This is a genomic window from Mesorhizobium erdmanii USDA 3471 (assembly GCF_000472705.1).
In the GTDB taxonomy this organism is placed as follows: domain Bacteria; phylum Pseudomonadota; class Alphaproteobacteria; order Rhizobiales; family Rhizobiaceae; genus Mesorhizobium; species Mesorhizobium erdmanii.
In genome coordinates this window covers 147,439-170,422 of the sequence record NZ_AXAE01000019.1, presented here as the reverse complement: position 1 = coordinate 170,422, position 22,984 = coordinate 147,439, and the positions used below count along the sequence as shown (strand labels likewise).

Here is a 22,984-nt window from a genome sequence, read left to right as displayed (position 1 = left end):
TCGAGGACGCCGGGAGCGCTCCACAAGCCCGGCTTCGCCTTCCGAAAGATAGCGGGCGATCAGCTTATGGCCGCACGTCCGCCCGATCCCGAACTGTCGGCAAAGCGCGCTTACATTCGCGCCCTCCATCGACGCCAATCGGACAAATTCCAGTCTCTGGCTCACCACGCTTCTGTCCCCGAACGGCATCCCGAATCTCCTGCGCCAAACGCAAGAAACTGTTCGCGATGTCTCCGAACACCTGTTCGCGATGTCTCCGGTCCAAACAACAGTGACGGGAGAAGGGAGACTCTGGCAACCTCCCCTTTCTTCAGTTAGCCTCCCAAAATTCCTTGGCGGAGGATGAACCTTTTTGGACCGATCAGCGACAGAGCAGACAGGAGCCAGGCGGCTCGACCGGCCATGACGGCAGCGACGGAGACCGATCGCGCGCTTGTCGACCGGGTCGCGAAGGGCGACCGTGCCGCCGTGCGGCTCCTGTTCATGCGTCACCACGCGCGGGTCTACCGCTTCGTGGCGCGCCAGACGGGGTCGGAAATGATGGCTGACGATATCGCGAACGAGGTGTTCCTCGAGCTGTGGCGCCAGGCGCCGGGCTTCGAAGGGCGCTCCGAAGTCTCGACTTGGCTGCTCGGCATCGCCCGGTTCAAGGCGCTGTCGCTGCTGCGCAAGAAGAAGGAAGACTGGATCGACGACGAGGCCGCCGCCGCGGTGCCCGACAGCGCCGACACGCCGGAAGTCGTCACCATGAAAGAGGACAAGGCCGCTGCCTTGCGCCGCTTCATCGACGCCTTGCCCGAAGAGCACCGCGCGGTGATCGATCTTGCCTATTATCACGGACAGTCGGTGACCGAGATCGGCGAGGTGCTCAACATCCCGGTCGCCACGGTCAAGACCCGGATGTTCTACTCCCGCAAGAAACTCGGCGAGGCCCTCAAGGCCGCCGGTTACGACAGGGGGTGGCCATGAGCGCCGCTGAAAAAATGTCGCGCCGCGACGAAATGGAAACGCTGCTGCCGTTCTACCTGAACGGTTCGCTGGAAGGTTCGGAGCTGGAAGCCGTCGAGGAATGGCTGGCAACCGATCCGGCCGCCCTTGCCGCGCTTGGCGAGGCCGAGGCCGAATTCTCCGGCGCATCCGCCGCCAATGAAGCGATCCGGCCGCCCGCCGACGCGCTCAGCCGCTTCGCCAGGGCGCTCGACGCCGAGGCCGGGCCAGCGCGGGCTCAGGCCGGCTCGTCCTGGCTGGCGCAGGCCTGGAGCCGGTTCATGGCGGTCCCTGTCGGTGTCGCCTGGGCGGCGGCCGCGGTCCTGCTGGCGCTGATCGCGGTGCAGTCGCTGGTGCAACCCGGTGGCAAAGGCAAGGATTTCGAGATTGCCGGTGCCGAAGACGACCTGACGAAGATGCCGTTCGCGCTGGTCAGGTTCAAGCCGGACGCGAAGATGTCCGACATCGCCGTTTTCCTCGACGCCAACAAGCTCAAGATCATCGGTGGACCGACCGCCGACGGCATCTTCCGGCTTGGCATCCCAGCCGCCAACGCCGCCGACTACACCAAGCAGCTCGGCCTTATTGCCGCCCAGCCTTTCGCGGACACTGTGATCGAGGGAAGGAAACCGGCTGATGGCGGCTGAGGCGGCCCTTCGATTTGCGGCAATCCTGGCGGCGGCGATGACAATCGCCGCCTTGCCTGCGTCGGCACAGAGCAATACCGCCGCCACCGACCAGACCAGAATCGATTGCCGCAATGGGGCCAATGCGACAGCCGCCGCATGCGCCAAGGAAGGCGGCGACATCAAGGGCGGCTCGGGCGCCGCGGAGGCCGGTGCCGTCTTCCTGCCTGCCCTGATCGTCGACCTGTTTCCCAATCCGGTCGCGCCTCCGGCGCCGGTGCCGACGCCGCGACCAGAGCCGTCGACACCGCCCGGCAACAATCAGGCCGGCCCGCCGGCAGGCGGCGCGATCATCTCGCCGACCGATCTCATCGCCGTTCAACCGCCGCGCGCCGTGACCGGCGAATTCGTGCCGGACGAAGTGCTGGTGACGATCGATGGCGATGCCGGCGCCGTGCAGCAGATCGCCGCCTCCTTCGGCCTCGAAGTGCGCTCGCAGCGCCAGTCCCGGCTGCTCGGCACCACATTGGTGCGCTTTGGCATTCCCGACGGCCGTCCTGTCGGCGTCGTGCTGGCGCAGCTTGCCGCCGATGGCCGCACGCAGCGGCGCGAGCCGAACCACATCTACTCGCTGCAGCAGGCCGCCGGCATCATCAACTATGCCTTCGACCGCATCGCGCTCGACGCCAAACAGGCAAGCGGCGAAAACGTTAGGGTAGCCGTCATCGATACCGGCATCGACGACACCAATCCGGCGCTCACCGGCGTCATCGCCGCGCAGTTCGATGCCATGCCCGACGTGCCGGTCGAAAAGCGCGACCATGGCACCTCGGTCGACGGGCTGATCGCCGGCGTCGGCGCGCTGGAAGGCATGGCGCCTGGCGCCAGGATCTATCACGCCCGCGCCTTCGAAGGCGGCAAGTCGACCATGGACGTCATCCTGTCGGCGCTCGACTGGGCGGCGGAGCAGAATGTCAGCATCATCAATATGAGCTTTGTCGGGCCGAAGAACGACCTGCTCGGCACCGCCTGCCGCAATGCCCGCGCCCTTGGCATGGTGCTGGTCGCCGCCGCCGGCAATAACGGGCCGAAGGCGCCCTATGGCTACCCGGCCGCCTTCGACGGCGTCATCGCGGTGACCGCGACCGACGCCAAGGATGGGCTGATGCCGCAAGCCAACCGTGGCGCCTATGTCTTCATCTCGGCGCCCGGCGTCGAGATGGTGGCGCCGAGCGGCGCCGGCTCCGATGTCGTCACCGGCACATCGTTTGCCGCCGCGATCGTCAGCGGCGCCATAGCCAATCTCCTCCATGCAGCGCCCGACCGCTCGGCCGACGACATCGAGAAAGCACTGGCGGCAACAGCGAAAGACCTCGGCCCCAAAGGGCGCGACAATGACTTCGGCTATGGGTTGCTGGACATCAAGGCGGCGGAAGCGGCCAAGGAATAGGCCTCGCGCCCGGATCAACCCGCCTCAGGTTGGTGGGGGCCGGCGGATTTGCAGAAGCAACGTGGATGCGAGACAGAGCCCAGCCACCACCAACCCGATTATCACAAGCCATCGCATCAGTACCGCCTGCCCGTCGCGGCCGATGACCCGATAGAGGCCATTGATCTCGGCCATTTCCGTCGCGGACAACCGCCTTTTGGGCAAGGTTCGGTCGGTATAGAAATATTTGGTCATCGCGTTGAATTCGAGTTCGCGTCCGATGAACATTTCGGTGGGGTTCAAGTCTGAAGTGACGTACCCCTCATAGGTGAGTTCCTGTGTGTCGCGGATGTCGACATTGTTGAAGTCCGGTTTTGTGGCGCCTGGATGAAACCAGCCGGGAGAAAACACCGAGAATGATCCAGAGCGGGGCAGATGGGTAACCGGCTGGTTGACGATTTCGACGACTTTCTGCTCGGCCCGCGCGGCTTCCGCATTTGCCCTTCCGATCCCTGGCAACGTCCAGAAGATTGCACCGGCGACGGCCAGCAGAAGGCCCGTCAAGCCGACCAGACACGCGATTATTCCGATGGCGCGCGCCGGCCTTGCGGCACGGTAAACTGGGGCGACCGGGGCGCGACTTTCGCGTCCGCGTCGGCCGAAGGCCGCGCTGGGTTGATCGCCGTTCATCTGCCCATGTTGGGATAAGCGGGCTAATGCGGCGTTAACAGGCACCCGGCTTGACCGAGATGGCCTCCTTCAGGCCGAAACCATCGTACACCGTGATTGCATGTTGCCTTAGGCCGGCGCTCCCGCTACCGAGCCCCGGACCACCAGATCGACCGGCCAGAGCTCGCCGCGCGCGCCCTCTTCCAGCCCGGATATCCGAGCCGCCAGCCGCTCGGCGACGCGCGCGCCGGCAAGGCGAATGGAGGAGCGCGTCGTCGACAGCGGCACCGAAAAATTCTCCGGCTTGAGCCAGGGAAAGACGTCGTCATGGGCGATCAGCGACACGTCGCCGGGAATGGTCAGGCCGAGGTCGCGCACGGCGCGCACGACGCCGAGTGCCATGATCAGGCTGGAGCAGGCGATCGCCGTCGGCGCGTCACCAGCCTCGAGCAGTCGCCTTGTGGCGCGATAGCCATTTTCCTCGGTCATGACCACGGAGCAGACATGGCGCTCGCCCAGCGTTAGCCCGCTCGCCGCGAGCGCCCGGCGCACGCCGCGCTCGCGATGGATGGCGAAGGTCTCGCGATCGTCGCCGTTGATCAGCGCCAGCCGCCGATGGCCGAGCTGGACCAGCAGCCGCGCCGCTTCGTGGAAGGCACCTTCATTGTCGATGTCGAGATAGGGATAGTCGAAATCGAAGCCTTCGCTGCGGCCGTGGACGAGGAAGGGAATGCCGAGCGTGCTGACCAGCGCCACCCGGCTGTCCTGCGGCCTTGGCGAAGAGATGTAGACGGCATCGACCTGCCGGTTCGCGACGATGCGCCGGTAGGTCGTCTCCTGGTCGTCGGCATCGGCCGGCGACAGCACGAGGTCAAGCTCGTGGCCGCGCGCATAGTCGCCAAGGCCGGACAGGAATTCGACGAAATGCGGGTCGATGTCGACGGCCGCACCGGTCGGCAGGACATAGCCGATCATGCCGGACTTGCCGGTCGCCAGCCGCCGCGCACTGGGATTGGGGCGATAGCCATGGCGCTTGGCGGCGTCCATGACGCGCCTGCGCGTCTCCTCGTTGACCTCCGGATAGCCGTTCAGCGCACGGCTCACCGTGGTCTGCGAAAGCGCCAGCATATGCGCGAGCTGTTTGAGGTTCACTAGGCCTCCATGCCTCAAAGCGCTTTTAAATTGAATCGACCCAAGCGCTGCAAGCAACGCGACCACATGATGAGACCATACGCGTGACGAGGCCGAGTTTGAAACAGAAATTGCTGTTGCATCGCCAAAAAACCATGTTGCAGCGCACTTTCCGCTGCCTGAACATGCTCGATTAAATCGATTAGCTCGTTATCCCTCTTGACTCCGCCGCGATTCAATGGCGAGATCAAAATAGCCAAAGCGCTTTGGAAGACTCTTCGAAAGGTTGCGGTTCCTTCGCGACTGAGTCACAGTTCCACGGGCGCCGGCGGACGAGATGGAGGTTTCGTCCGAACTGTTAGTGACCACTGGGAGGAATAGCGATGAGGAAAGTGCTTTTGCTGGGTGTCGCGTTTGGCGCACTCGCTCTTAGCCTGCCGGCGCAAGCCGAACTGAAGTTCAAGCCGGGCGAGGATTCGAAGTTTCACTGGGCTAACTACGACGACCTCAAGAAAGTCGACCTCAAGGGCGAGACGCTGACCATCTTCGGGCCGTGGCGCGGCGAGGATGAGACGCTTGTGCGTTCGGTGCTCGATTATTTCTCCGAGGCGACCGGGGCGGAGGTCAAATATTCCTCGTCCGAAAATTACGAGCAGCAGATCGTCATCGACACCCAGGCCGGCAGCCCGCCGAACATCGCCGTCCTGCCGCAGCCGGGCCTGATCCAGGACCTCGCCTCCAAGGGCGTGCTGACCCCACTGGGCGACGACGTCGCCGCATGGATCAAGGAAAACTACGCCGCGGGCGACTCATGGGCCAAACTCGGCACCTATACCGGCAAGGACGGGAAATCAGCCTTCTACGCCTTTCCCTACAAGATCGACGTGAAGGGCCTAGTCTGGTACTCGCCCGACAATTTCAAGGAAGCCGGCTACAATGTCCCGAAGACGCAGGAGGAACTGGCCGAGCTCGAGAAGAAGATCATCGCCGATGGCGGCAAGCCCTGGTGCATCGGGCTCGGCTCCGGCGGCGCCACCGGCTGGCCGGCGACCGACTGGGTCGAGGACATCATGCTCAGGACGCAGCCGCCTGAAGTTTACGACAAGTGGGTCAAGAACGAGATCCCGTTCACCGATCCGGCGGTGGTCAATGCCATAGACATCTTCGGCAAGATGGCCACCGACGACAAGATGGTGGATGGCGGCGCCAAGGCAGTGGCCGCGACCGACTTTCGCGACAGCCCGAAGGGTCTCTTCACCGTGCCGCCGAAGTGCTACATGCACCATCAGGCATCGTTCATCCCCTCCTTCTTCCCGGACGGCGTGAAGCTTGGCCAGGATGCGGACTTCTTCCCCTACCCGCCCTATGCCTCCAAGCCGGAACTCGGCACGCCGCTGGAAGTCGCCGGAACGCTGGTGATGATCACCAAGGATTCCAAGGCTTCGCGCGAATTCATCAAGTTCCTCGAAATGCCGCTCGCGCATGAATTGTGGATGGCGCAGAAGAGCTTCGTCACGCCTTTCAAGGGCGCCAACAAGGACGCCTATGGCAGCGACGCGCTGAAGAAGCAGGGCGAGATCCTGGTCGGAGCGACGACAGTGCGCTTCGACGGTTCCGACCTGATGCCCGGCAAGGTTGGCGCCGGCTCGTTCTGGACCGGCATGATCGATCTGGTCGGCGGCAAATCCGCCCAGGACGTCGCCGCCGACATCCAGAAGAGCTGGGACGCCATCAAGTAGACCGCGAGGGGCGAGCTTTGTCTCTGCGCAATTCCGGACCGAAACAGTGACAAACCTGTCCTGGAATTGCGCTCGACCTTCCTGATCCTCCTACTGGATCCGGGCCACGGCCCGGGTCCGACCGGCGGCATATGCCGGACGCCTTCGCGTTTCGATTGTTCCGAACAACTCACAAGTCGGTGCACCCGACCACCGGCATTTGCCCGGCTGGTCATGCGCAGGGAGAGGGACCCATGGCGGCTCAGATCTTCTCGGCTATATTCGTCATCATCATCGGCGTCGGCGGCTGTGTCGCCTATTTTTGGGGCGCCAACAAACTTCTCGACCTGACCTTCCCCTCACGCGGGGTTTCCGGCACGGCTGCCGTCAACAATCTGCGCCGACAAGGCCTGGTGCGACCATGGCTGTTCGTCGGCCCGGCGCTGATCATTCTGACCATCTACCTGATCTACCCCGTGATCGCGACACTGTGGCTCTCCTTCCTCGACCGCGGCGGCACCAGTTTCGTCGGGTTCGCCAATTACGAGTGGGCTCTGCGCGATCAGGACCTACGAAACGCGATCCTGAACAATTTGCTGTGGCTGGCGGTGGTGCCGGCGGCCTGTACCTTCCTCGGCCTCATCATTGCCGTGCTGACGGACAAGATCTGGTGGGGCACGATTGCCAAGAGCCTGATCTTCCTGCCGCTCGCCATCTCCTTCGTCGGCGCCAGTGTGATCTGGAAGTTCATCTACGAATATCGCGGCGAGGGCCAGGTACAGATCGGCCTGCTCAACGCCATCATCCAGCATTTCGGCGGCCAACCACAGGTGTGGATCTCGCTGCCGTTCTGGAACAACTTCTTCCTGATGATCATCCTGATCTGGATCCAGACCGGCTTTGCCATGGTCATCCTATCCTCCGCGCTGCGCGGCATTCCGGAGGAGACGCTGGAGGCGGCGGTCATCGACGGCGCCAATCCGTTCCAGATCTTCTGGAAGATCATGGTGCCGCAGATCTGGGGTACCATCGCGGTGGTTTGGACCACGATCACCATTCTGGTGCTGAAGGTGTTCGACATCGTGCTGACCATGACCAACGGCCAGTGGAACAGCCAGGTGCTGGCCAATCTGATGTTCGACTGGATGTTCCGCGGCGGCGGCGATTTCGGCCGCGGCGCCACGATCGCCATCATCATCATGGTCGCGGTCATCCCGATCATGGTCTGGAACATCCGCCAGGCGAACAAAGAGACGGGAGGGCACTGAGATGGCCGTCGCGACCGGAAATTCATTCGCCAGCCGCTTCGGCGTTCACATAGCGGTGCTGGTCTTCGTTGCCATCTGGACCATTCCGACGCTCGGCATCCTGGTCTCGTCACTGCGTGACAAGGACCAGATCGTCGCCTCGGGCTGGTGGAATTCGTTCGCCAGTTCCAGCCAGACCGAGGCCGGGCGGCTGCCGCCCGCCTCCGCGCAAACCCAGAAGGACGGCAAGTACGTTCTCGAAGGCAACATCTTCGGCGATGGCGCCAAGCGCAACATCAGCGCCTTCGGCGTCAAGGCAGCGGCGCCGACGCAATACCCGGCCGGCACAGCGGCCGACCTCGGTGACGGCGTGACCCTGCAGGTCAACGCCGACGGCAGTTTCGTCATGGCCTCGCCCAAGGCATTCGAAGGCGATCGCGGCCAGCGCGTCTACTATGCCTCGTCGGCACCGCCGAAATTCACCACCGACAACTACGATACCGTGCTGTTTTCGGAAGGCATCGGCCGCTCGTTCATGAACTCGCTGACCGTCACCATCCCGGCGACGGTCATTCCGATCCTGATCGCCGCCTTTGCCGCTTATGCGCTGGCCTGGATGCGGTTTCCCGGCCGGGCGCTGCTGATCGCAGTCATTATCGGTCTGTTGGTGGTGCCGCTGCAGATGTCGCTGATCCCGCTGCTCAAACTCTATAATGGCGTCGGTACGTTCTTCGGCGTGCCGTCGAAGACCTATCTAGGCATCTGGCTGGCGCATACCGGCTTCGGCCTGCCTTTCGCCATCTATCTGCTAAGGAGCTATATTGCCGGCCTGCCGCGCGAGATCATGGAATCGGCGCGCATCGACGGCGCCAGCGACTTCGAGATCTTCGTCAAGATCGTGCTGCCGCTGTCCTTCCCGGTGCTGGCCTCTTTCGCCATCTTCCAATTCCTGTGGGTATGGAACGATCTCCTGGTCGCGATGGTTTTCCTTGGTACGGCACCCGACCAGATCGTGTTGACCGCCAAGCTCAACGCCCTGCTCGGCTCTCGCGGCGGCAACTGGGAGATTCTGACGACATCGGCCTTCATCACCATCATCGTGCCGCTGATCGTCTTCTTCTCGCTACAACGCTATTTCGTCCGCGGGCTGCTTGCCGGTTCGGTGAAAGGAGGCTGAGACCATGCAATCCGCTTTGAAAGCCAGTTCGAACCCCGACCTCGCCATCGATCGCGACTGGTGGCGAGGCGCTGTCATCTACCAGATCTATCCGCGCAGCTACCAGGATTCGAACGGCGACGGCATCGGCGACCTCAAGGGCATTATCGGGCGGCTGCCCTATATCGCCGCACTCGGCGCCGACGCCATCTGGATCTCGCCCTTCTTCAAGTCGCCGATGAAGGATTTCGGCTACGACGTCTCGGACTATTGCGACGTCGATCCGATGTTCGGCACGCTGGCTGATTTCGACGAGCTGACGGCGGAGGCGCATCGGCTGGGTCTCAAGGTGATGATCGACGAAGTGCTGTCGCACACCGCCGACAGCCATCCCTGGTTCAAGGAAAGCCGGTCGAGCCGCGCCAATCCGAAGGCGGACTGGTACGTCTGGGCGGACGCCAGGCCTGACGGCACGCCGCCCAACAACTGGCTGTCCATCTTCGGCGGTTCGGCCTGGCAGTGGGACACCAGCCGCCAGCAATATTACCTGCACAATTTCCTCGCCGAGCAGCCCGACCTCAACTTCCACAACCGCGACGTCCAGGACGCACTGCTCGACGTCACCCGCTTCTGGCTGGAACGGGGCGTCGACGGCTTCCGCCTCGACACGATCAATTTCTACTTCCACAGCCAGGGCCTGGAAAACAATCCGCCGCTGGCGCCGGAAGAGCGCAACGACCAGACCGCACCGGCGGTCAATCCCTACAACTACCAGGACCATCTCTACGACAAGAGCCGGCCGGAAAACCTCGGCTTCCTCGAACGCTTCCGCGCCTTGCTCGACGAATATCCGGCGACCGCCGCTGTCGGCGAGGTCGGCGATTCCCAGCGCGGGCTGGAAGTGGTGGCAGCCTATACAGCCGGCGGCAAGCGCGTGCACATGTGCTATTCCTTCGACTTCCTGGCGCCGGAAAAGATCAGCGCGGCCAAAGTCCGTTCGGTGCTCGAAGCCTTCGGCAGGGTCGCCAGCGACGGCTGGTCGTGCTGGGCTTTTTCCAACCATGACGTGATGCGCCCGGCCTCGCGCTGGGCCGCCGGCGAAGCCGATCCCGTCGCCTATCTCAAGGTGATCTCGGCGCTGCTGATGTCGCTGCGCGGCTCGGTCTGCATCTACCAGGGCGAGGAGCTCGGCCTGGGCGAAGCCGACTTGCGTTTCGAGGATTTGCAGGATCCCTATGGCATCCGCTTCTGGCCGGAATTCAAGGGCCGCGACGGTTGCCGCACACCGATGGTGTGGGATGGCAGCGCCAAGAATGGCGGCTTCTCCCAGGCAAAGCCATGGCTGCCGGTGCCGGCCAAGCATCTGTCGCAGGCAGTCAACGTCCAGCAGGGCGACCAGGCTTCACTGCTCGAGCACTACCGGCGCTTCCTCACCTTCCGCCGCGCCCATCCGGCGCTGGCCAAGGGCGACATCACCTTCATCGAAAGCGAGGGGGACACCGTCGCGTTCACGCGCCGCTCCGGTAACGAACAGATCATCTGCGCCTTCAATCTGGGCGCCAAGCCGGCCAAGGTTGACCTTGGCCGCCGATCTCTACAACCTTTGCCCGGACACGGGTTTTCCGGGCAAGCGAGCACCGGTTCGGTGGACCTCGGCGGTTATGGTGCCTGGTTCGGACGCATAGACTGATTTTTTGGAACTCACTGGAGGAGGAAACCAATGGCCGATGTCAATCTGAGACAAGTGAAGAAGTCCTACGGCAATCTCAACATTCTCCATGGCATCGACCTCGATATCAAATCCGGCGAGTTCATCGTCTTCGTCGGTCCGTCGGGCTGCGGCAAGTCGACTTTGTTGCGCTCCATCGCCGGGCTCGAGGAAATCACGTCCGGCGAGCTCAAGATCGACGGCGAGGTGGTGAATGACGTGCCGCCATCGAAGCGCGGCATCGCCATGGTGTTCCAGTCCTATGCGCTCTATCCGCACATGACCGTCTACGACAACATGGCGTTCTCGATGAAGATCGGCAAGGAAAGCAAGGCCGAGATCGACAGGCGGGTGCGGCAGGCCGCGGAAATCCTGCAACTGACCAAATACCTCGACCGGCTGCCCAAGGCGATGTCGGGCGGCCAGCGCCAGCGCGTCGCCATCGGCCGCGCCATCGTGCGCAATCCGAAAGTGTTCCTGTTCGACGAGCCGCTGTCGAACCTCGATGCCGCACTGCGCGTCGCCACGCGTATCGAGATCGCCAAGCTGAAGGAATCGATGCCCAACACTACGATGATCTACGTCACCCACGACCAGGTCGAGGCGATGACACTGGCCGACCGCATCGTCGTGCTCAAGGACGGTCATATCGAGCAGGTCGGCACGCCGATGGATCTCTACAAGAAGCCCGGCAATCTGTTCGTCGCCCAGTTCATCGGCTCGCCGGCCATGAATATCCTGCCGGCGACGATCGACAAGACCGGCAACCCTACCGTCGTCAGCCATGTCGGGGGACGGAAGGCAACGGTGCCGATTGCGACGCCGGCCTCGTCCAAGGGTGCGGCGGTAAGTTTCGGCGTGCGGCCGGAGGACCTGATGGTCGCCACCGGTGCGGATTACCTGTTCGAGGGAACGGTCGACTATGTCGAGCAGCTCGGCGAGGTTCAGCTGGTCTATGTCGACATCGGTCGCGCCGACCTGCCGCTGGTGACCAAGCTGCCAGGCAATGTCGAGGTCAAGCGCGGCTCGACATTGCGGCTGAGCGCCAATGCCGAGGACCTGCATATCTTCGACACCGACGGGCGGTCCTTCGCGCTGCATGAAGCGGAAGCAAAGGCGGCTTAAAGCGCGCGTCGCGTCGACAACGCAAAAAAGAGCGGCGGGCAATGCCCGCCGCTCTTTTTTAGAATCGACTTTGGCTGTTAGCGGCCGAAGAGGTTCCGGTCGGCGCCCTGGGGTGCCGACTTCTGTACGTCGCCCGACGAATTGAGCAGCTTGTAGACGGGCGAGCCGCTTTCACGGATCGAAGCCGTGCGCGAATTGTCAACCGAAGTCGCGGCAGGCTGGTTGGCGCCATTGGAGCCGTAATTGTCACTGCCGGCGAAAGCGCTGCCGGAGATGGCCAGAACGGCGGCGGCAGCAAGGATGATCTTCTTCATTTCAAGTCTCCTGAATTTTGAGTGTCACGGGAGCAACGGCGCAAGCAGCAGCTCCCGGAATCGGCTGTTAGCGGCCGAAGAGATTGCGGTCGGCACCCTGAGCAGGGGCCTGGACAGCCGGCTCCGACTTCTTGATCGAAGCCGTGTACGAGCCGTCGGTCGAAGTAGCAGCGGGCTGGTTGGCGCCATTGGAGCCGTAGTTGTCGCTACCGGCGAAAGCGCTGCCGGAGATAGCCAGAACGGCGGCGGCAGCAAGCATGATCTTCTTCATTTCAAGTCTCCTGAATTCTTCGAGTTCGCCAGGGCAGCGAGCCAAGCCCGCCGCCTGCTGGAGATCGGCAATTAGTTGTTGCCGAAGAGGTTGTGGTCGGCACCCGTGACAGGCGTCTGAGCAGCCGGTTCCGACTTCTTGGTTGAAGCGGTGTACGAGCTGTCGACAGCAGTCGCTGCGGGGGCATTCGAACCATAATGGTCGCTACCAGCGAAGGCGCTGCCGGAAATGGCCAGAAGGGCGGCGGCAGTGAGAACAATCTTTTTCATTTTGGGTACTCCAGTATTTTTTCCGTCCGTCTAGCGGCGTGTCTTGGGATTAAAAATCGCGTCGTTCGGACCGCCCCGATGTGGGAGAGCCAGCCTGCCGTTTCCAATCACGAAGTTGTTCCGTGTGGACCAAGAATCCACCACTTGAAATTGTACCAAGACCATCTAGCGCAGATGTTTTTGTTTTCGATATCAAACTGTTAGGCAAAAGCAGCAGCGCGATCACCAGCTGTATCCGAAGCTCAGCGTTCACACCGTCCTGCACGCACCGTCAACAGAAACGAACCGTTCGGTTCGATTTTAGAATCTGCTAATAGTCACTTTTCGAAACCGTTAACCGTTTTGCTCCCGTTCCGGGGGCGACTTCGATAGCCGGTACGGCCGGCAGCAAGACGATTTTCGCGACCGCCGCTCTTGATCGGATCATGGGCGCATGCGTGTCGCGCCACATGGATGCGATGTCGCTTTCATGCCGATGTCGCAAGCGCCGTCGTGATTAGATCAAGTCATCTCAGGTGCCGCTTCGTGACGATGGAGCGGAGAATTGGGAAGCCGGTCAGAATCCGGCGCTGCCCCCGCAACGGTGGTGGAGTTCAAGTCGCAACGGGAGACCACTGGGCGAAAGCCTGGGAAGGTGTCGCGATCGTCCGCAAGGACAACTCCAGAGCCCGGAAACCAGCCCGCGATTTTTTGAACTCGACTGATCGCGGTGGGCGGTCAAGAGGTGGATGGCGCACGCCCGGCTTTTGCCGCCCCGCGCCCGATCCTTCCTCAATCACCACCATAGTCAGTCCTTAGACACGAGGACAGGACATGGATACGCGCAACGACATGCTGAGGCTCTTGAGCGGCCGCAGGGACGGATTCTCGCTCGAACAACCCTTCTACACGGATCCCGATTTCTTCAAGCTCGACATGGAGCTGATCTGGTACCGCGACTGGCTGTTCATCGGCCATGATTGCGAACTGCCGAAGCCCGGCAGCTTCATCACCGTGCAGATCGGCGACTATCCGGTCGTGCTGGTGCGCGACCAGCAGGGCAAGATCAACGCTTTCCACAATTCGTGCCGCCATCGCGGCAGCCGCGTCTGCAACACCGACAAGGGAATGGCCGCCAAACTGGTCTGCCCCTATCACCAGTGGACCTATGAGCTTGACGGAAAACTGCTGTTTGCCCGCCAGATGGCCGATGGGTTCGACAAGAGCCAGTTCGGCCTGAAGCCGGTCGCCTGCGAAAGCGTGGCCGGCTATATCTTCATCTGCCTGGCCAAGGAGCCCGCCGACTTCGCACCGATGCGGGCGATGATCGAACCCTATCTCAAGCCGCACCGCTTGAATGAAGCAAAAATCGCTTTCGAGAGCACAATCGTCGAAAAGGGCAACTGGAAGCTGGTCTGGGAAAACAACCGCGAGTGCTATCATTGCGCCGGCAATCACCCGGAACTGTGCAAGACCTTCCCGGAAGCTCCGACGGTGACCGGCGTGCAGGGCGCCGACAGCGATCCGGAAATGCTGGCGCACTGGGCCAAATGCGAGGCCGACGGTTTGCCGAGCAAATTCCGCATCGACCCCGCCGGTCAATACCGCGCCACCCGCGCGCCGCTGCTGCGTGACGCGGTCAGCTACACGATGACCGGCAAGCGGGCGGTGAAGAAGAACCTCTCCGACACGGTCTCCGCCGACCGCATCGGCACGTTGATGCACTATCACTACCCGACGACCTGGAACCACATCCTCATCGACCATGCCGTCACTTTCCGCGTGCTGCCGATCAGCGCCACGGAGACGGCGGTGACGACCAAATGGCTGGTCCACAAGGATGCGGTGGAAGGCGTCGACTATGATCTTGCCGAACTCACCCATGTCTGGACCGAGACCAACGACCAGGACCGCCGCATTGTCGAGGAAAACGCCTTCGGCATTCTGTCGCCTGCCTATGAGCCCGGCCCCTATTCGGAGTTGCATGAGGGCGGTGTGATCCAGTTCGTCGACTGGTACGCCCGCTTCATCGGCCCGCGACTTGCCGACGATGGCCGGCCGGCCCTGCGCAGTGTGGCCTGAGAGGTTGAGGGATGAATGCGATGACGGATCTTGGCCTCTATCGCCATCTCGACCAGATGGCGCCCTGGAACGACAGGCTGCAGGTGCTGGAAGTGATCGGCGTCAGCGACGAAGCGCCTGACGTCAGGACCTTCACCTTCCGCTCCGATAACCAGACCTGGTTCCGCTACAAGCCGGGCCAGTTCGTGACGCTGGAACTGCCTACATCCGATGGGCCGCTGATGCGGACCTATACGCTTTCGTCCTCGCCATCGCGGCCATTTTCGATCGCGGTGACGGTCAAGGCGCAGGCCGGCAGCATCGGCACGCGCTGGATGTTCGATCATCTGGTGCCCGGCTCGCATGTCAAGGCTTACGGGCCGAGCGGTGACTTTTCGCTGCACAGCCACCCGGCGGCCAAATATCTGTTCATCTCGGCCGGCTCCGGCGTGACGCCGATGATGTCGATGCTGCGCTGGCTGAACGACTGCGCGCCATGGACCGACGTCGGTTTCGTCAACTGCGCGCGGCGCGCCGAAGAGATCATCTTCCGCAAGGAACTCGAACTGCTCGGCGGCCATATGCCTGGCCTGTCGCTCGGCTTCATGATCGAGGAACGGTCAAGCCGCGAGGGCTGGTACGGCCATATGGGTCGGATCGATGCCATCCGGCTGCCGCTGCTGGCGCCCGATTTCCGCGAACGCGAGATCTTCTGCTGTGGTCCGGACCCCTTCATGCGCGCCGTGCGCGGCATGCTGGAAGCCGCCGGCTTCGACATGACGAAATACCACCAGGAGAGCTTTGCCGCACCCGTGGTGGAGGAAGTCCCGGCGCCGTTCGCCGCGCCGGACAGTGTGCCTGTTCCCGTCGAAGCCGCGACACCGATCCGCTTCGCGCTTTCGGATGTCGACGCCGAATGCGTCGCCGGCCAGACCGTGCTGCAGACGGCGCGCGCCTCGGGTGTGCGCATACCGGCGGCCTGCGAATTCGGCCTGTGCGGAACCTGCAAGGTGAAGAAAGTCTCCGGCGCCGTCGAGATGAGCCACAATGGCGGTATCCTCGATCACGAGATCGACGACGGCTTCATCCTCGCCTGCTGCTCGAAGCCACTGTCGGCGCTCGAAATCGAGGCGTAATCCGCTCAGACCCTGATCGATGACCGGCGTCTCGACGGCATCGGTTACCTTGCCAACGAAGAACCGAGCGTTTACAGGCGTTGTCAGTGGACGCGACCCCGGTAGGGGCGGGATCGCGAAGCGGGGCAACAATGATGCGTGATTGCGACGCCTATGCGGTTGCGAGCAAGGATATCGTCTTCGAATCCTTCGATGGCGAGGCCGTGGTGCTCAACCTTGCCAATGGCAAATATTTCGGCTTCTCCGATTCCGGCAGCAGGGTGTGGCAGGCACTCTCGTCCGGGGTCGACGCCCAGGCCCTGATCGGGCTGGCCGCCGGCGGCTCAACAATAGGCGCCCCCGAACTCGGCCACTTCATATCGCAATTGCTCGAACTGGGGTTGCTGGTGCGTTCGGAAGCCGCGGCGCAACCGCTGCCGGGCGAGTTGCCTGCCGAGCTTGCCGCAACCAGCGAGCCACTTACCGTGAGCATTCATGACGACCTCGCCGACCTGATCATCGTGGATCCCATCCATGAGGTCGAGGAACCCCTCGGCTGGCCGGCGGTCAAGCAGGCGTCCTGACGAGTCGACGCGTCTGAGATAGAGGGGCGCAGGATGCCGCGCGTCACGCTCGAAACCTTGCCGGACTACGCCCGGTATCTCGTCGCCGCCACTGAAGCCACGCACTATCCGGCCACGCGAACGGTCCGCCTGCCCCGGCTGGAATTGACAGCGCATGTCGGTCCCGGTGCGCTTGCGGAGGCGCTCGGCCACGCCTTTGTGGAGGCCGAAGATGACGAGGCGGAACCGTCGGCGGAATGCCGCGTCTTTACGGTTCACCCTGGCATTGACGGCATTCCCGAGCCGGCACGGTGGGGCGACGCGCATTTCACCGAATACGGCTTTGCCGAACGGCTCGCCGAGACCGGGCTGCGTGGCCACTATTTTCACGATCTGGATTTCTGGCAGGTCTACGATCCGCAACGCCGCGTCGGCGTGCAGCTGATGGCCACGGCCGATGCTTTTCCGCCTTGGGAGCCGACAGCGCCGCTACGGGCCTTCCTGCACTGGGAATATGCGGCGCGCGGCATGCGTCTGACCCATGCCGGCACGCTCGGCGCCGATGGTAAGGGCGTGCTGTTGGCCGGCGCGGGCGGCGCCGGCAAATCCGGCACGGTCACCGCCGGCCTGCTCAACGGCCTCGACAGCGTCGGCGATGACTACGTGCTGATCGATCTCGCCGCCGGCGTGACCGCGCGGCCGCTGTTTTCAACGCTTAAGCAGGATCCGCAAGGTTTCGAGCGGCTGGGCTTGAGGCAGCGGCTGGGGACCGAGAGGCCCTTGAACTGGCAGGGCAAGCACACGTTTCACATTGCCGACATCGCGGCCCGGCCGGTGCCGGCAGCGCTGGACATCGTTGCGCTGGTGGTGCCACATATCGGCGGCGGCGAGACGAGTTCGATCATGCCAGTGTCGCGTCGAGACGCCATGATAGCACTGGCACCGTCGGGCATCATGCAGATGCCGGGGGAACGTGAAAGCGGTTTCCGCTTCTTCGGCGATCTAACCCGCCTGCTGCCAAGCTACCGTTTGTCCCTGGGAACGCATCCCGAGGAGATTGCCGGCACTATTGCGGATTTTCTGACGCGAGGCGTCCCGTGAAGTTGAGCGTGATCATGCCTGTCTACAACCGCGAACGCTATGTGGTTGCGGCCTTGCGCTCGCTGGTGCGGCAGCGCGATGCCGCCGATCTCGACATCATCGTCGTCGATGACGGCTCGACCGACGGGTCGGTGGAGGCCGTGCGCTCGATGATGGCCAAGAACCCCTGCATTCGCCTGTTCCGGCAGGAAAACATGGGCGTGACCCGAACCCGCAATGCCGGTCTCAAGCTGCTCAAGCCGGAAACGGAGCTCGTGTCGTTCCTCGATTCGGACGATGTCTCGCCTGCCGGACGATTCAAGGCCGATATCGCCTGCTTTCATGCCGACCCCAATCTTGAACTTACCTATTCCCTGATGATGCTCGTCGACGGCATCGACGACGATAGGCTGGAACCCGAGCCTGGCAGCAATTTCATGACCGTGCGGGGAATTCATCTGTCGGCGGCGATCTTCTCGCGCAAGCTCGTCGAACGGATCGGCGGCTTCGACGAGGCTTTCAGCCAGGCCGAAGATACCGACTACCTGCTGCGCACCTTTGAAAGCGGCCCCAGATTCGTCATGCCGGATACCGTGGCGCTGTACTATAGACGTCACCCCGGCAACATGACCAAGCAGACCGACACATCGCTTCGAGAATTCATGCGGGCCATCCACAAATCGATGAAACGGCGCAAGGCCGACCCTTCACTGTGCGGGATCGAAGGCATTTTCGATGTCAAAGAACTCGCCAATTGGCGCTTCCTATAGCATGCGGAACTACGGCGTCGTCATTCCGGCCTTCAACGCCAGCGGCACGATCGGCGAGACGCTGCGATCCGTCGCCGCCCAGACGGTTCGCCCGGCACTGGTAATCGTTGTCGACGATGGTTCGACCGACGATCTTGGTTCGACGACCGGCGGAACGGACTTGCCGGTGCGCTTGCTGCGCCAGGCAAATGCCGGGCCTGGCAGCGCAACGATGCGAGGCTTCGCCGCCCTGTCGACGCCGCTCATCGCGACGCTCGACGCGGACGACCTCTGGCTGCCGGACAAGATCGAGAGACAACTGGCGCATCTCGAGAGATATCCCGCGACAGCCGGGGTCTTCTGTCACTGGCGGAATTTCCGCAACGACCGGCCCGACGCGCCCGAGGCCGAGACCGTGGCTGGCTGGTCGCGGACCACCATGATGATCCGCCGCGAGGTCGCCGAGACGGTCGGACCAATCGTCGATCCTCCGGGCGGCCGCGGCGAAATGATAGACTGGATCGCCCGGGCACGCGAGGCGGGCCTTGCCCTCGACATGCTGGACGAGGCGCTGGCGCTGCGCCGCATCCGGCCGGGCAGCCTGTCCTATGGGCGCGATGCCGCTCGCGACCGTGGCTATCTCGAAGTGGCGCGGCTCGCCATGTTGCGGCGGGCCCGTAACAAGGCTGGCCCGGGCTGATGGCTGATATCCGCCGTATCGACCGACGCTTCCCGGACTATGGCTGGTCGTGGCCGACCGGCGGACTCGACCAGTTGCTCAAGGCAGCACTTCTTCCCGACGAGGATGCCGCCGCCACTTGCGCCGGCCGCTGGCTGGACGAGAACGATATCGATCATGTCTCGTTCCGGGAGCACCGGCTGCTGGCTGCGATCTCCGACAGGTTCGGCCGCAAGCTCGCCGGCCATTCCGCCTATCCTCGCCTCGTCGGCCTGCAGAAGATGCTATGGACCAAATCGCGCATGGCTATGCGGGAAGCCGAACCGGCGCTGAAGGCGATGGCGGATGCCGGATGCCGGGTGATGCTGATCAAGGGTGCCAGCCGCATCGCCTTGAACGCCTCCGCACAGCGCGGCAGGGTGGCGCACGACATCGACATATTGGTGCGGCCGCAGGACATGAAGACGGCCTTCGACGTACTGCGCGACGGCGACTGGCAGATCGCCACCGGCGTCAGCCCGCAATATCTTAGGACAAGGCTGGCGTCGCTGCGCTCGATGAACTTCTTCAAGGGCAATCTTGGCGACATCGACCTGCACCAACTCGCCTATGACGGCTCGCAACGAAGCGAGGAGGACGATTTGGCCATCTGGCACCGGGCCGATAGCGCCGAATTCAGCGGCGTCAGCGTGCTCGTGCCGTCGCCGGTCGACCGCATCGCGCTTGCCATCGCGCATGGCGGGCTCGACGCCCACACGCATAGCGACTGGCTGGTCGATTGCGCGGTGGCTATTCGCGGCGGCGATGTCGACTGGGATGTGTTCCTCGATGTTGTCGCCAGGCGCGGCCTTGCCGTCGCCGCGGCGGTAGCGCTCTCCTATCTGGCGCTTGAAACAGCCGTCCAGACACCGGACAGGGTCCTGGCGCGCGTGCTTGGCATGGCCGACCGCGGCGGCCTGTCGCGCTGGTCGGCGGTGCTTCAGGCCAAGCCGCGGACCGATTTCGGCAGGCTGGTCTGGCTGTCGCGCGGCCTTGCCAAACAGTTGCGGCTGAGGCGCAAGAGCGGCCGGCTGCGGCAGGAGCCTCCAGCCAAGGCCTGGCGCGGCAGGACAGCCCGCGACGGGCCGTCGGAAACGGCGCCGCCATCGGTGTTCTCGCAGGCCATACCCTGTCCGCGGACGGCGGGGGACATGATGCTGGACATCACGGTCAGGATCAGCGTTCCACCGGTCCGCCGCCGCATCGAGATGGAGATAAATGCGGATGACGACCATATCGCTCGCCTGCGCGCCATGGCCATCAGCCGGTCCGGCGGGGAGCGGGTGCTGCATTTTCGCGGCAAGGTGACGCTTGATGGCGAAAGGCGCGCCGTGACGCTGGAGGCGCGACCTTCCCGGCAATTCCGGCAATGGGACGATGATGCGACAGTGGCGGCCTATGGCGCACTGCCCTTTCATCTGATCTCGGCAATTTTTTCGCCGTTGCGCTGAAAACCGAGGCCCAAACGACGGCCGATCCGCTAAGCAGGCGTCCAGAGAAATCCGGCTTGGGAAAAATGGCCAGGGGATACGCACCACCACCCGCTTGAAGAAACACTCGGGTGTTCGAGCATCGCTCGGCCTGTCGCAATGTTTACGAGACGGGCAGATGCGCCGTATCCAGAACATCCGCTGAACCGTGCAGACAGCAGCCTGCGCGATTAACTGCACTTTAGGCAATCCCGACTAGTTTTCTAGATGAGTTCCAGCTGGTTTCGGGGGCAGCACTTGATCGACACGAGCACTGCCGGGCGAGCGGCCCTGGCGCCGGTGCGAGTGCCGGTCTCGAACTTCATCCTCAACTCGCAATCCGCTTTGTCGGTGGCCTCCCGATGATGGCCCGCCGAATTGGAAAAACAGGCGCGTGGGGTAATCCACGGTGACGGCTTTCCAGCATAACCGCTTGTCCGGCACAGTCGGTCTCGCCGAGCGCGAACAGCAGCGTCGGACAATGGTTTTGTGCCTGCTGGTGCTGGCAGCGGCCTTGCCCTGGCAAGTGCGCTGGGGCGTGATCCCCGATACCAGCTGGGCAATCACGATGTGCGAGCGAATGCTCGCCGGCATGCGCCTTTACGTTGATCTCTTCGAGGTCAACCCGCCCTTCACACCCTGGATGTTCTTGCCGGCAGTAGCATTGGCTCACACGCTTGGCCTGTCGCCAGAGGTCGTAATCCATGTCTATGTCTATGCGATATGCCTGCTTGGGCTGGGCTTTGCGGCGCTGATCGTCAGGATGGCGGGATTTGCCGAGAAACGCGCACTGTTCTCGATGCTGCCGTTATTCCTGGCGCTGCTGGTGATCTTTCCCGGTAACGCCTTCAGTGAGCGCGAACATCTGGGCGTTGCCCTGCTTTTGCCGTTGCTCGTGATGATGGCTTGGCGTGCGGCGCCGACGGGCGGGCGCGCGCCCAGCCTGCTGGTGGCGGTGTTAGCTGGTGTTTGCGGCAGCGTCCTGGTGCTGGTGAAGCCCTATTACGCACTGGTGGTCCTTGCCCCGGCGCTTTATGTGGCATGGCGACGCCGGTCCGTCTGGATGCTTTTCGCCATCGAATACTGGGTGATCGGGCTGGTCTGCATCGCGTATCTCGTCGCGGTCCTCTACTTCTATCCGCAATTTCTCGAGATCATTTATCCAGTGCTGGCCGACACCTATATGCGGTTGCGGGTTCTTCAGGCAGTGCTGCTGAAGTACGGCCCGGCCTATCTAGTCGCGCTCTACATGCTGCGCTTTCTTCGCCCGGGCCTGGCCTTGTCGCCGCTCGTGACTGTGTTCGTGCTGGCCTCGTTGGCTTCCACGGTGCCGCTCGTCTACCAGGCCAAGGGCTGGCCTTACCACGCATTTCCAGCACTCAGCCTGATGGCCGCGGCGCTGTTGCTGCGGGCAACACAGCTCGATCCAACGGGACAGTCCCCGTCCGGCATGGCGATGGGTACCGCCCACAAGCTGTTGCTGGCCATTACCATTGCGGCTAACGCAATCCCTTTCCTTCCGACCCAGAAACCTGATGCGGGGCTCGTCGCCACGATCAATGATGCGGTGGAGCACCCCACGGTCGCGCTGATCGGCTCCGACATTGCCGCGGGCCATCCGCTGACACGAATGGTCGGCGGGAGCTGGATCTCGATCTACTGCAGCGACTGGTTGGGGACGTTCGCCACCTATTTTTCGCAGGTGGAGGCGCGGAACGGCAACCAGGCGGGCGCCGAACGCTATACGCAAATCGCGAACCGCTACATTGACGGCAAGCTCGCCGAACTGGAGACGGCCAAGCCATCGCTGATCGTCGTGCAGAAAGGTGACACATTGTGGACGGCAAGGCTTTTTGGCAGGTCGGAAATCGTCCGTTTCATGCAGGATTACCACCAGATCGCCGAGGACGATGCGGTCAAGGTGCTGCTGCGCAATGGTGCTGGCGCCTTGCCATGAGTATCGGGCGTCAGACCGGCTTCGTCACCCGTCGTAGCGTCAGATTGATCCTGCCGCCGTTCTTCAGCAACGCCGAGGTCGAGGGATAGATGCGGTCGACGCCGTGGAAGGCGAGCCGGCCCTCACCGCCCAGCACGACGACATCGCCGCTCTTCAGCCTGAACGATTTGGTGGCGCCCTCGCGCGTCGTCTGGCCGACCCTGAACAGGCAATCGTCGCCTAGCGACACGGAGACGACGGGTGCCGAAAAATCGGCCTCGTCGCGATCCTGGTGCAGACCCATCTTGGCGTCCGCCGTGTAGAAATTGATCAGGCAGGCTTCAGGCGGATACGAATAGCCCGATACCTGCCGCCAAAGGTCCAGCAAGCCCCCAGGGATTGGCGGCCACGGCTCTCCGGTAAGCGGGTGCATCGGCTGGTAGCGATAGCCTCGCTCCTTGTCGGTGACCCAGCCGAGCGGGCCGCAATTGGTCATGCGCACGCTCATCTCCTTGCCGGTGCGCGGCATGGCCGGCACGAACAGCGGAGCCTGCTGGACGATGCTTCTCACCGCCTCGACCAGCGCCTCCTGAACAGTGCGGGAGAGATAGGCCGGCATGTGGCGGACGCCGTTGGGCAGGACGAGCATGGTCTGTCGACAATC

The 22,984-nt window shown here is 63.0% G+C and carries 23 protein-coding genes and 1 riboswitch; of the genes, 16 read left to right on the top strand and 7 right to left on the bottom strand.

The genetic code is table 11. The features are described 5' to 3' along the window. A partial coding sequence (locus tag A3AU_RS1000000137970) for a helix-turn-helix domain-containing protein (RefSeq protein WP_154674609.1) occupies positions 1-189 on the bottom strand: 189 nt, incomplete at its 3' end. 213 nt (positions 190-402) lie between these two features. On the opposite strand from A3AU_RS1000000137970, the gene A3AU_RS0116650 reads away from it, so the two are divergent. From A3AU_RS0116650 to A3AU_RS0116640, 3 genes are read left to right on the top strand one after another with little or no spacing between them, the layout of a single operon-like run. Beyond that, entirely contained in the window at positions 403-969 is a 567-nt protein-coding gene (locus A3AU_RS0116650; protein WP_027053864.1) for a sigma-70 family RNA polymerase sigma factor, read from the top strand. Then, positions 966-1,634, top strand: a complete 669-nt coding sequence (locus A3AU_RS0116645; protein WP_027053863.1) for a hypothetical protein — start codon at positions 966-968, stop codon at positions 1,632-1,634. Before A3AU_RS0116650 ends, A3AU_RS0116645 begins: the two co-directional genes overlap by 4 nt. Continuing rightward, positions 1,624-3,063 (top strand): S8 family serine peptidase, encoded by a 1,440-nt coding sequence (locus tag A3AU_RS0116640; protein WP_027053862.1) that lies wholly within the window; start codon positions 1,624-1,626, stop codon positions 3,061-3,063. The genes A3AU_RS0116645 and A3AU_RS0116640 overlap by 11 nt, the downstream gene beginning before the upstream one ends. Positions 3,064-3,087: 24 nt before the next feature. On the opposite strand, the gene A3AU_RS0116635 is transcribed toward A3AU_RS0116640, so the two are convergent. Beyond that, a complete protein-coding gene (locus tag A3AU_RS0116635; RefSeq protein WP_027053861.1) occupies positions 3,088-3,732 on the bottom strand; it encodes a hypothetical protein in 645 nt (214 codons plus the stop codon). 108 nt (positions 3,733-3,840) lie between these two features. Next, positions 3,841-4,863, bottom strand: coding sequence for a substrate-binding domain-containing protein (locus A3AU_RS0116630; protein WP_027053860.1), 1,023 nt, complete (start codon positions 4,861-4,863; stop codon positions 3,841-3,843). Between the two features lie 362 nt (positions 4,864-5,225). Here A3AU_RS0116630 and A3AU_RS0116625 point away from each other — a divergent pair, with 362 nt between their 5' ends. The 5 genes from A3AU_RS0116625 to A3AU_RS0116605 all read left to right on the top strand — a co-directional run bounded on the left by A3AU_RS0116625 (position 5,226) and on the right by A3AU_RS0116605 (position 11,796). Beyond that, positions 5,226-6,581, top strand: coding sequence for an ABC transporter substrate-binding protein (locus A3AU_RS0116625; protein WP_027053859.1), 1,356 nt, complete (start codon positions 5,226-5,228; stop codon positions 6,579-6,581). Positions 6,582-6,814: 233 nt separating this feature from the next. Next, on the top strand, positions 6,815-7,828 hold the full coding sequence (locus tag A3AU_RS0116620; RefSeq protein ID WP_027053858.1) for a carbohydrate ABC transporter permease: 1,014 nt from the start codon (positions 6,815-6,817) through the stop codon (positions 7,826-7,828). Between the two features lies 1 nt (position 7,829). Continuing rightward, entirely contained in the window at positions 7,830-8,984 is a 1,155-nt protein-coding gene (locus A3AU_RS0116615) for a carbohydrate ABC transporter permease (protein WP_027053857.1), read from the top strand. Positions 8,985-8,988: 4 nt separating this feature from the next. After that, positions 8,989-10,653 carry a beta-galactosidase BglA gene (gene bglA, locus A3AU_RS0116610; RefSeq protein ID WP_027053856.1) on the top strand — a complete coding sequence of 555 codons (1,665 nt, stop codon included), beginning with the start codon at positions 8,989-8,991 and terminating at the stop codon, positions 10,651-10,653. Between the two features lie 30 nt (positions 10,654-10,683). Then, positions 10,684-11,796 (top strand): ABC transporter ATP-binding protein, encoded by a 1,113-nt coding sequence (locus tag A3AU_RS0116605; protein WP_027053855.1) that lies wholly within the window; start codon positions 10,684-10,686, stop codon positions 11,794-11,796. A gap of 77 nt (positions 11,797-11,873) precedes the next feature. Here A3AU_RS0116605 and A3AU_RS0116600 read toward each other — a convergent pair whose 3' ends face one another. The 3 genes from A3AU_RS0116600 to A3AU_RS0116590 form a co-directional block, all read right to left on the bottom strand. Next, positions 11,874-12,110 (bottom strand): DUF680 domain-containing protein, encoded by a 237-nt coding sequence (locus A3AU_RS0116600; RefSeq protein WP_027053854.1) that lies wholly within the window; start codon positions 12,108-12,110, stop codon positions 11,874-11,876. A gap of 67 nt (positions 12,111-12,177) precedes the next feature. Continuing rightward, complete coding sequence (locus A3AU_RS0116595; protein WP_027053853.1) at positions 12,178-12,381, bottom strand: DUF680 domain-containing protein; 204 nt, start codon at positions 12,379-12,381, stop codon at positions 12,178-12,180. Positions 12,382-12,452: 71 nt separating this feature from the next. After that, positions 12,453-12,650: a DUF680 domain-containing protein gene (locus tag A3AU_RS0116590; protein WP_027053852.1), complete on the bottom strand. Its 198-nt coding sequence runs from the start codon at positions 12,648-12,650 to the stop codon at positions 12,453-12,455. A 496-nt stretch (positions 12,651-13,146) separates the two neighbouring features. Next, positions 13,147-13,348: riboswitch (cobalamin riboswitch) on the top strand. A gap of 115 nt (positions 13,349-13,463) precedes the next feature. Here A3AU_RS0116590 and A3AU_RS0116585 point away from each other — a divergent pair. The 8 genes from A3AU_RS0116585 to A3AU_RS0116550 all read left to right on the top strand — a co-directional run bounded on the left by A3AU_RS0116585 (position 13,464) and on the right by A3AU_RS0116550 (position 22,341). After that, the gene (locus A3AU_RS0116585; protein WP_027053851.1) at positions 13,464-14,711 is read left to right on the top strand and encodes an aromatic ring-hydroxylating oxygenase subunit alpha; all 1,248 of its coding nucleotides are present in this window, start codon (positions 13,464-13,466) and stop codon (positions 14,709-14,711) included. Between the two features lie 20 nt (positions 14,712-14,731). Further along, the gene (locus tag A3AU_RS0116580; protein ID WP_027053850.1) at positions 14,732-15,826 is read left to right on the top strand and encodes an FAD-binding oxidoreductase; all 1,095 of its coding nucleotides are present in this window, start codon (positions 14,732-14,734) and stop codon (positions 15,824-15,826) included. A 134-nt stretch (positions 15,827-15,960) separates the two neighbouring features. Beyond that, complete coding sequence (locus tag A3AU_RS0116575) at positions 15,961-16,389, top strand: PqqD family peptide modification chaperone (RefSeq protein WP_027053849.1); 429 nt, start codon at positions 15,961-15,963, stop codon at positions 16,387-16,389. 33 nt (positions 16,390-16,422) lie between these two features. Then, positions 16,423-17,469 (top strand): hypothetical protein, encoded by a 1,047-nt coding sequence (locus A3AU_RS0116570; protein WP_027053848.1) that lies wholly within the window; start codon positions 16,423-16,425, stop codon positions 17,467-17,469. Next, positions 17,466-18,218 carry a glycosyltransferase family 2 protein gene (locus A3AU_RS0116565; protein WP_027053847.1) on the top strand — a complete coding sequence of 251 codons (753 nt, stop codon included), beginning with the start codon at positions 17,466-17,468 and terminating at the stop codon, positions 18,216-18,218. Before A3AU_RS0116570 ends, A3AU_RS0116565 begins: the two co-directional genes overlap by 4 nt. A 1-nt stretch (position 18,219) precedes the next feature. Continuing rightward, the gene (locus A3AU_RS0116560) at positions 18,220-18,897 is read left to right on the top strand and encodes a glycosyltransferase family 2 protein (protein WP_027053846.1); all 678 of its coding nucleotides are present in this window, start codon (positions 18,220-18,222) and stop codon (positions 18,895-18,897) included. Continuing rightward, a complete protein-coding gene (locus A3AU_RS0116555) occupies positions 18,897-20,366 on the top strand; it encodes a nucleotidyltransferase family protein (RefSeq protein WP_032917518.1) in 1,470 nt (489 codons plus the stop codon). The genes A3AU_RS0116560 and A3AU_RS0116555 overlap by 1 nt, the downstream gene beginning before the upstream one ends. Before the next feature lie 451 nt (positions 20,367-20,817). Then, positions 20,818-22,341 (top strand): hypothetical protein, encoded by a 1,524-nt coding sequence (locus A3AU_RS0116550; protein ID WP_027053844.1) that lies wholly within the window; start codon positions 20,818-20,820, stop codon positions 22,339-22,341. A gap of 10 nt (positions 22,342-22,351) precedes the next feature. Here A3AU_RS0116550 and A3AU_RS0116545 read toward each other — a convergent pair whose 3' ends face one another. After that, entirely contained in the window at positions 22,352-22,969 is a 618-nt protein-coding gene (locus tag A3AU_RS0116545) for an alpha-ketoglutarate-dependent dioxygenase AlkB family protein (RefSeq protein WP_027053843.1), read from the bottom strand. Positions 22,970-22,984 lie beyond the last annotated feature (15 nt).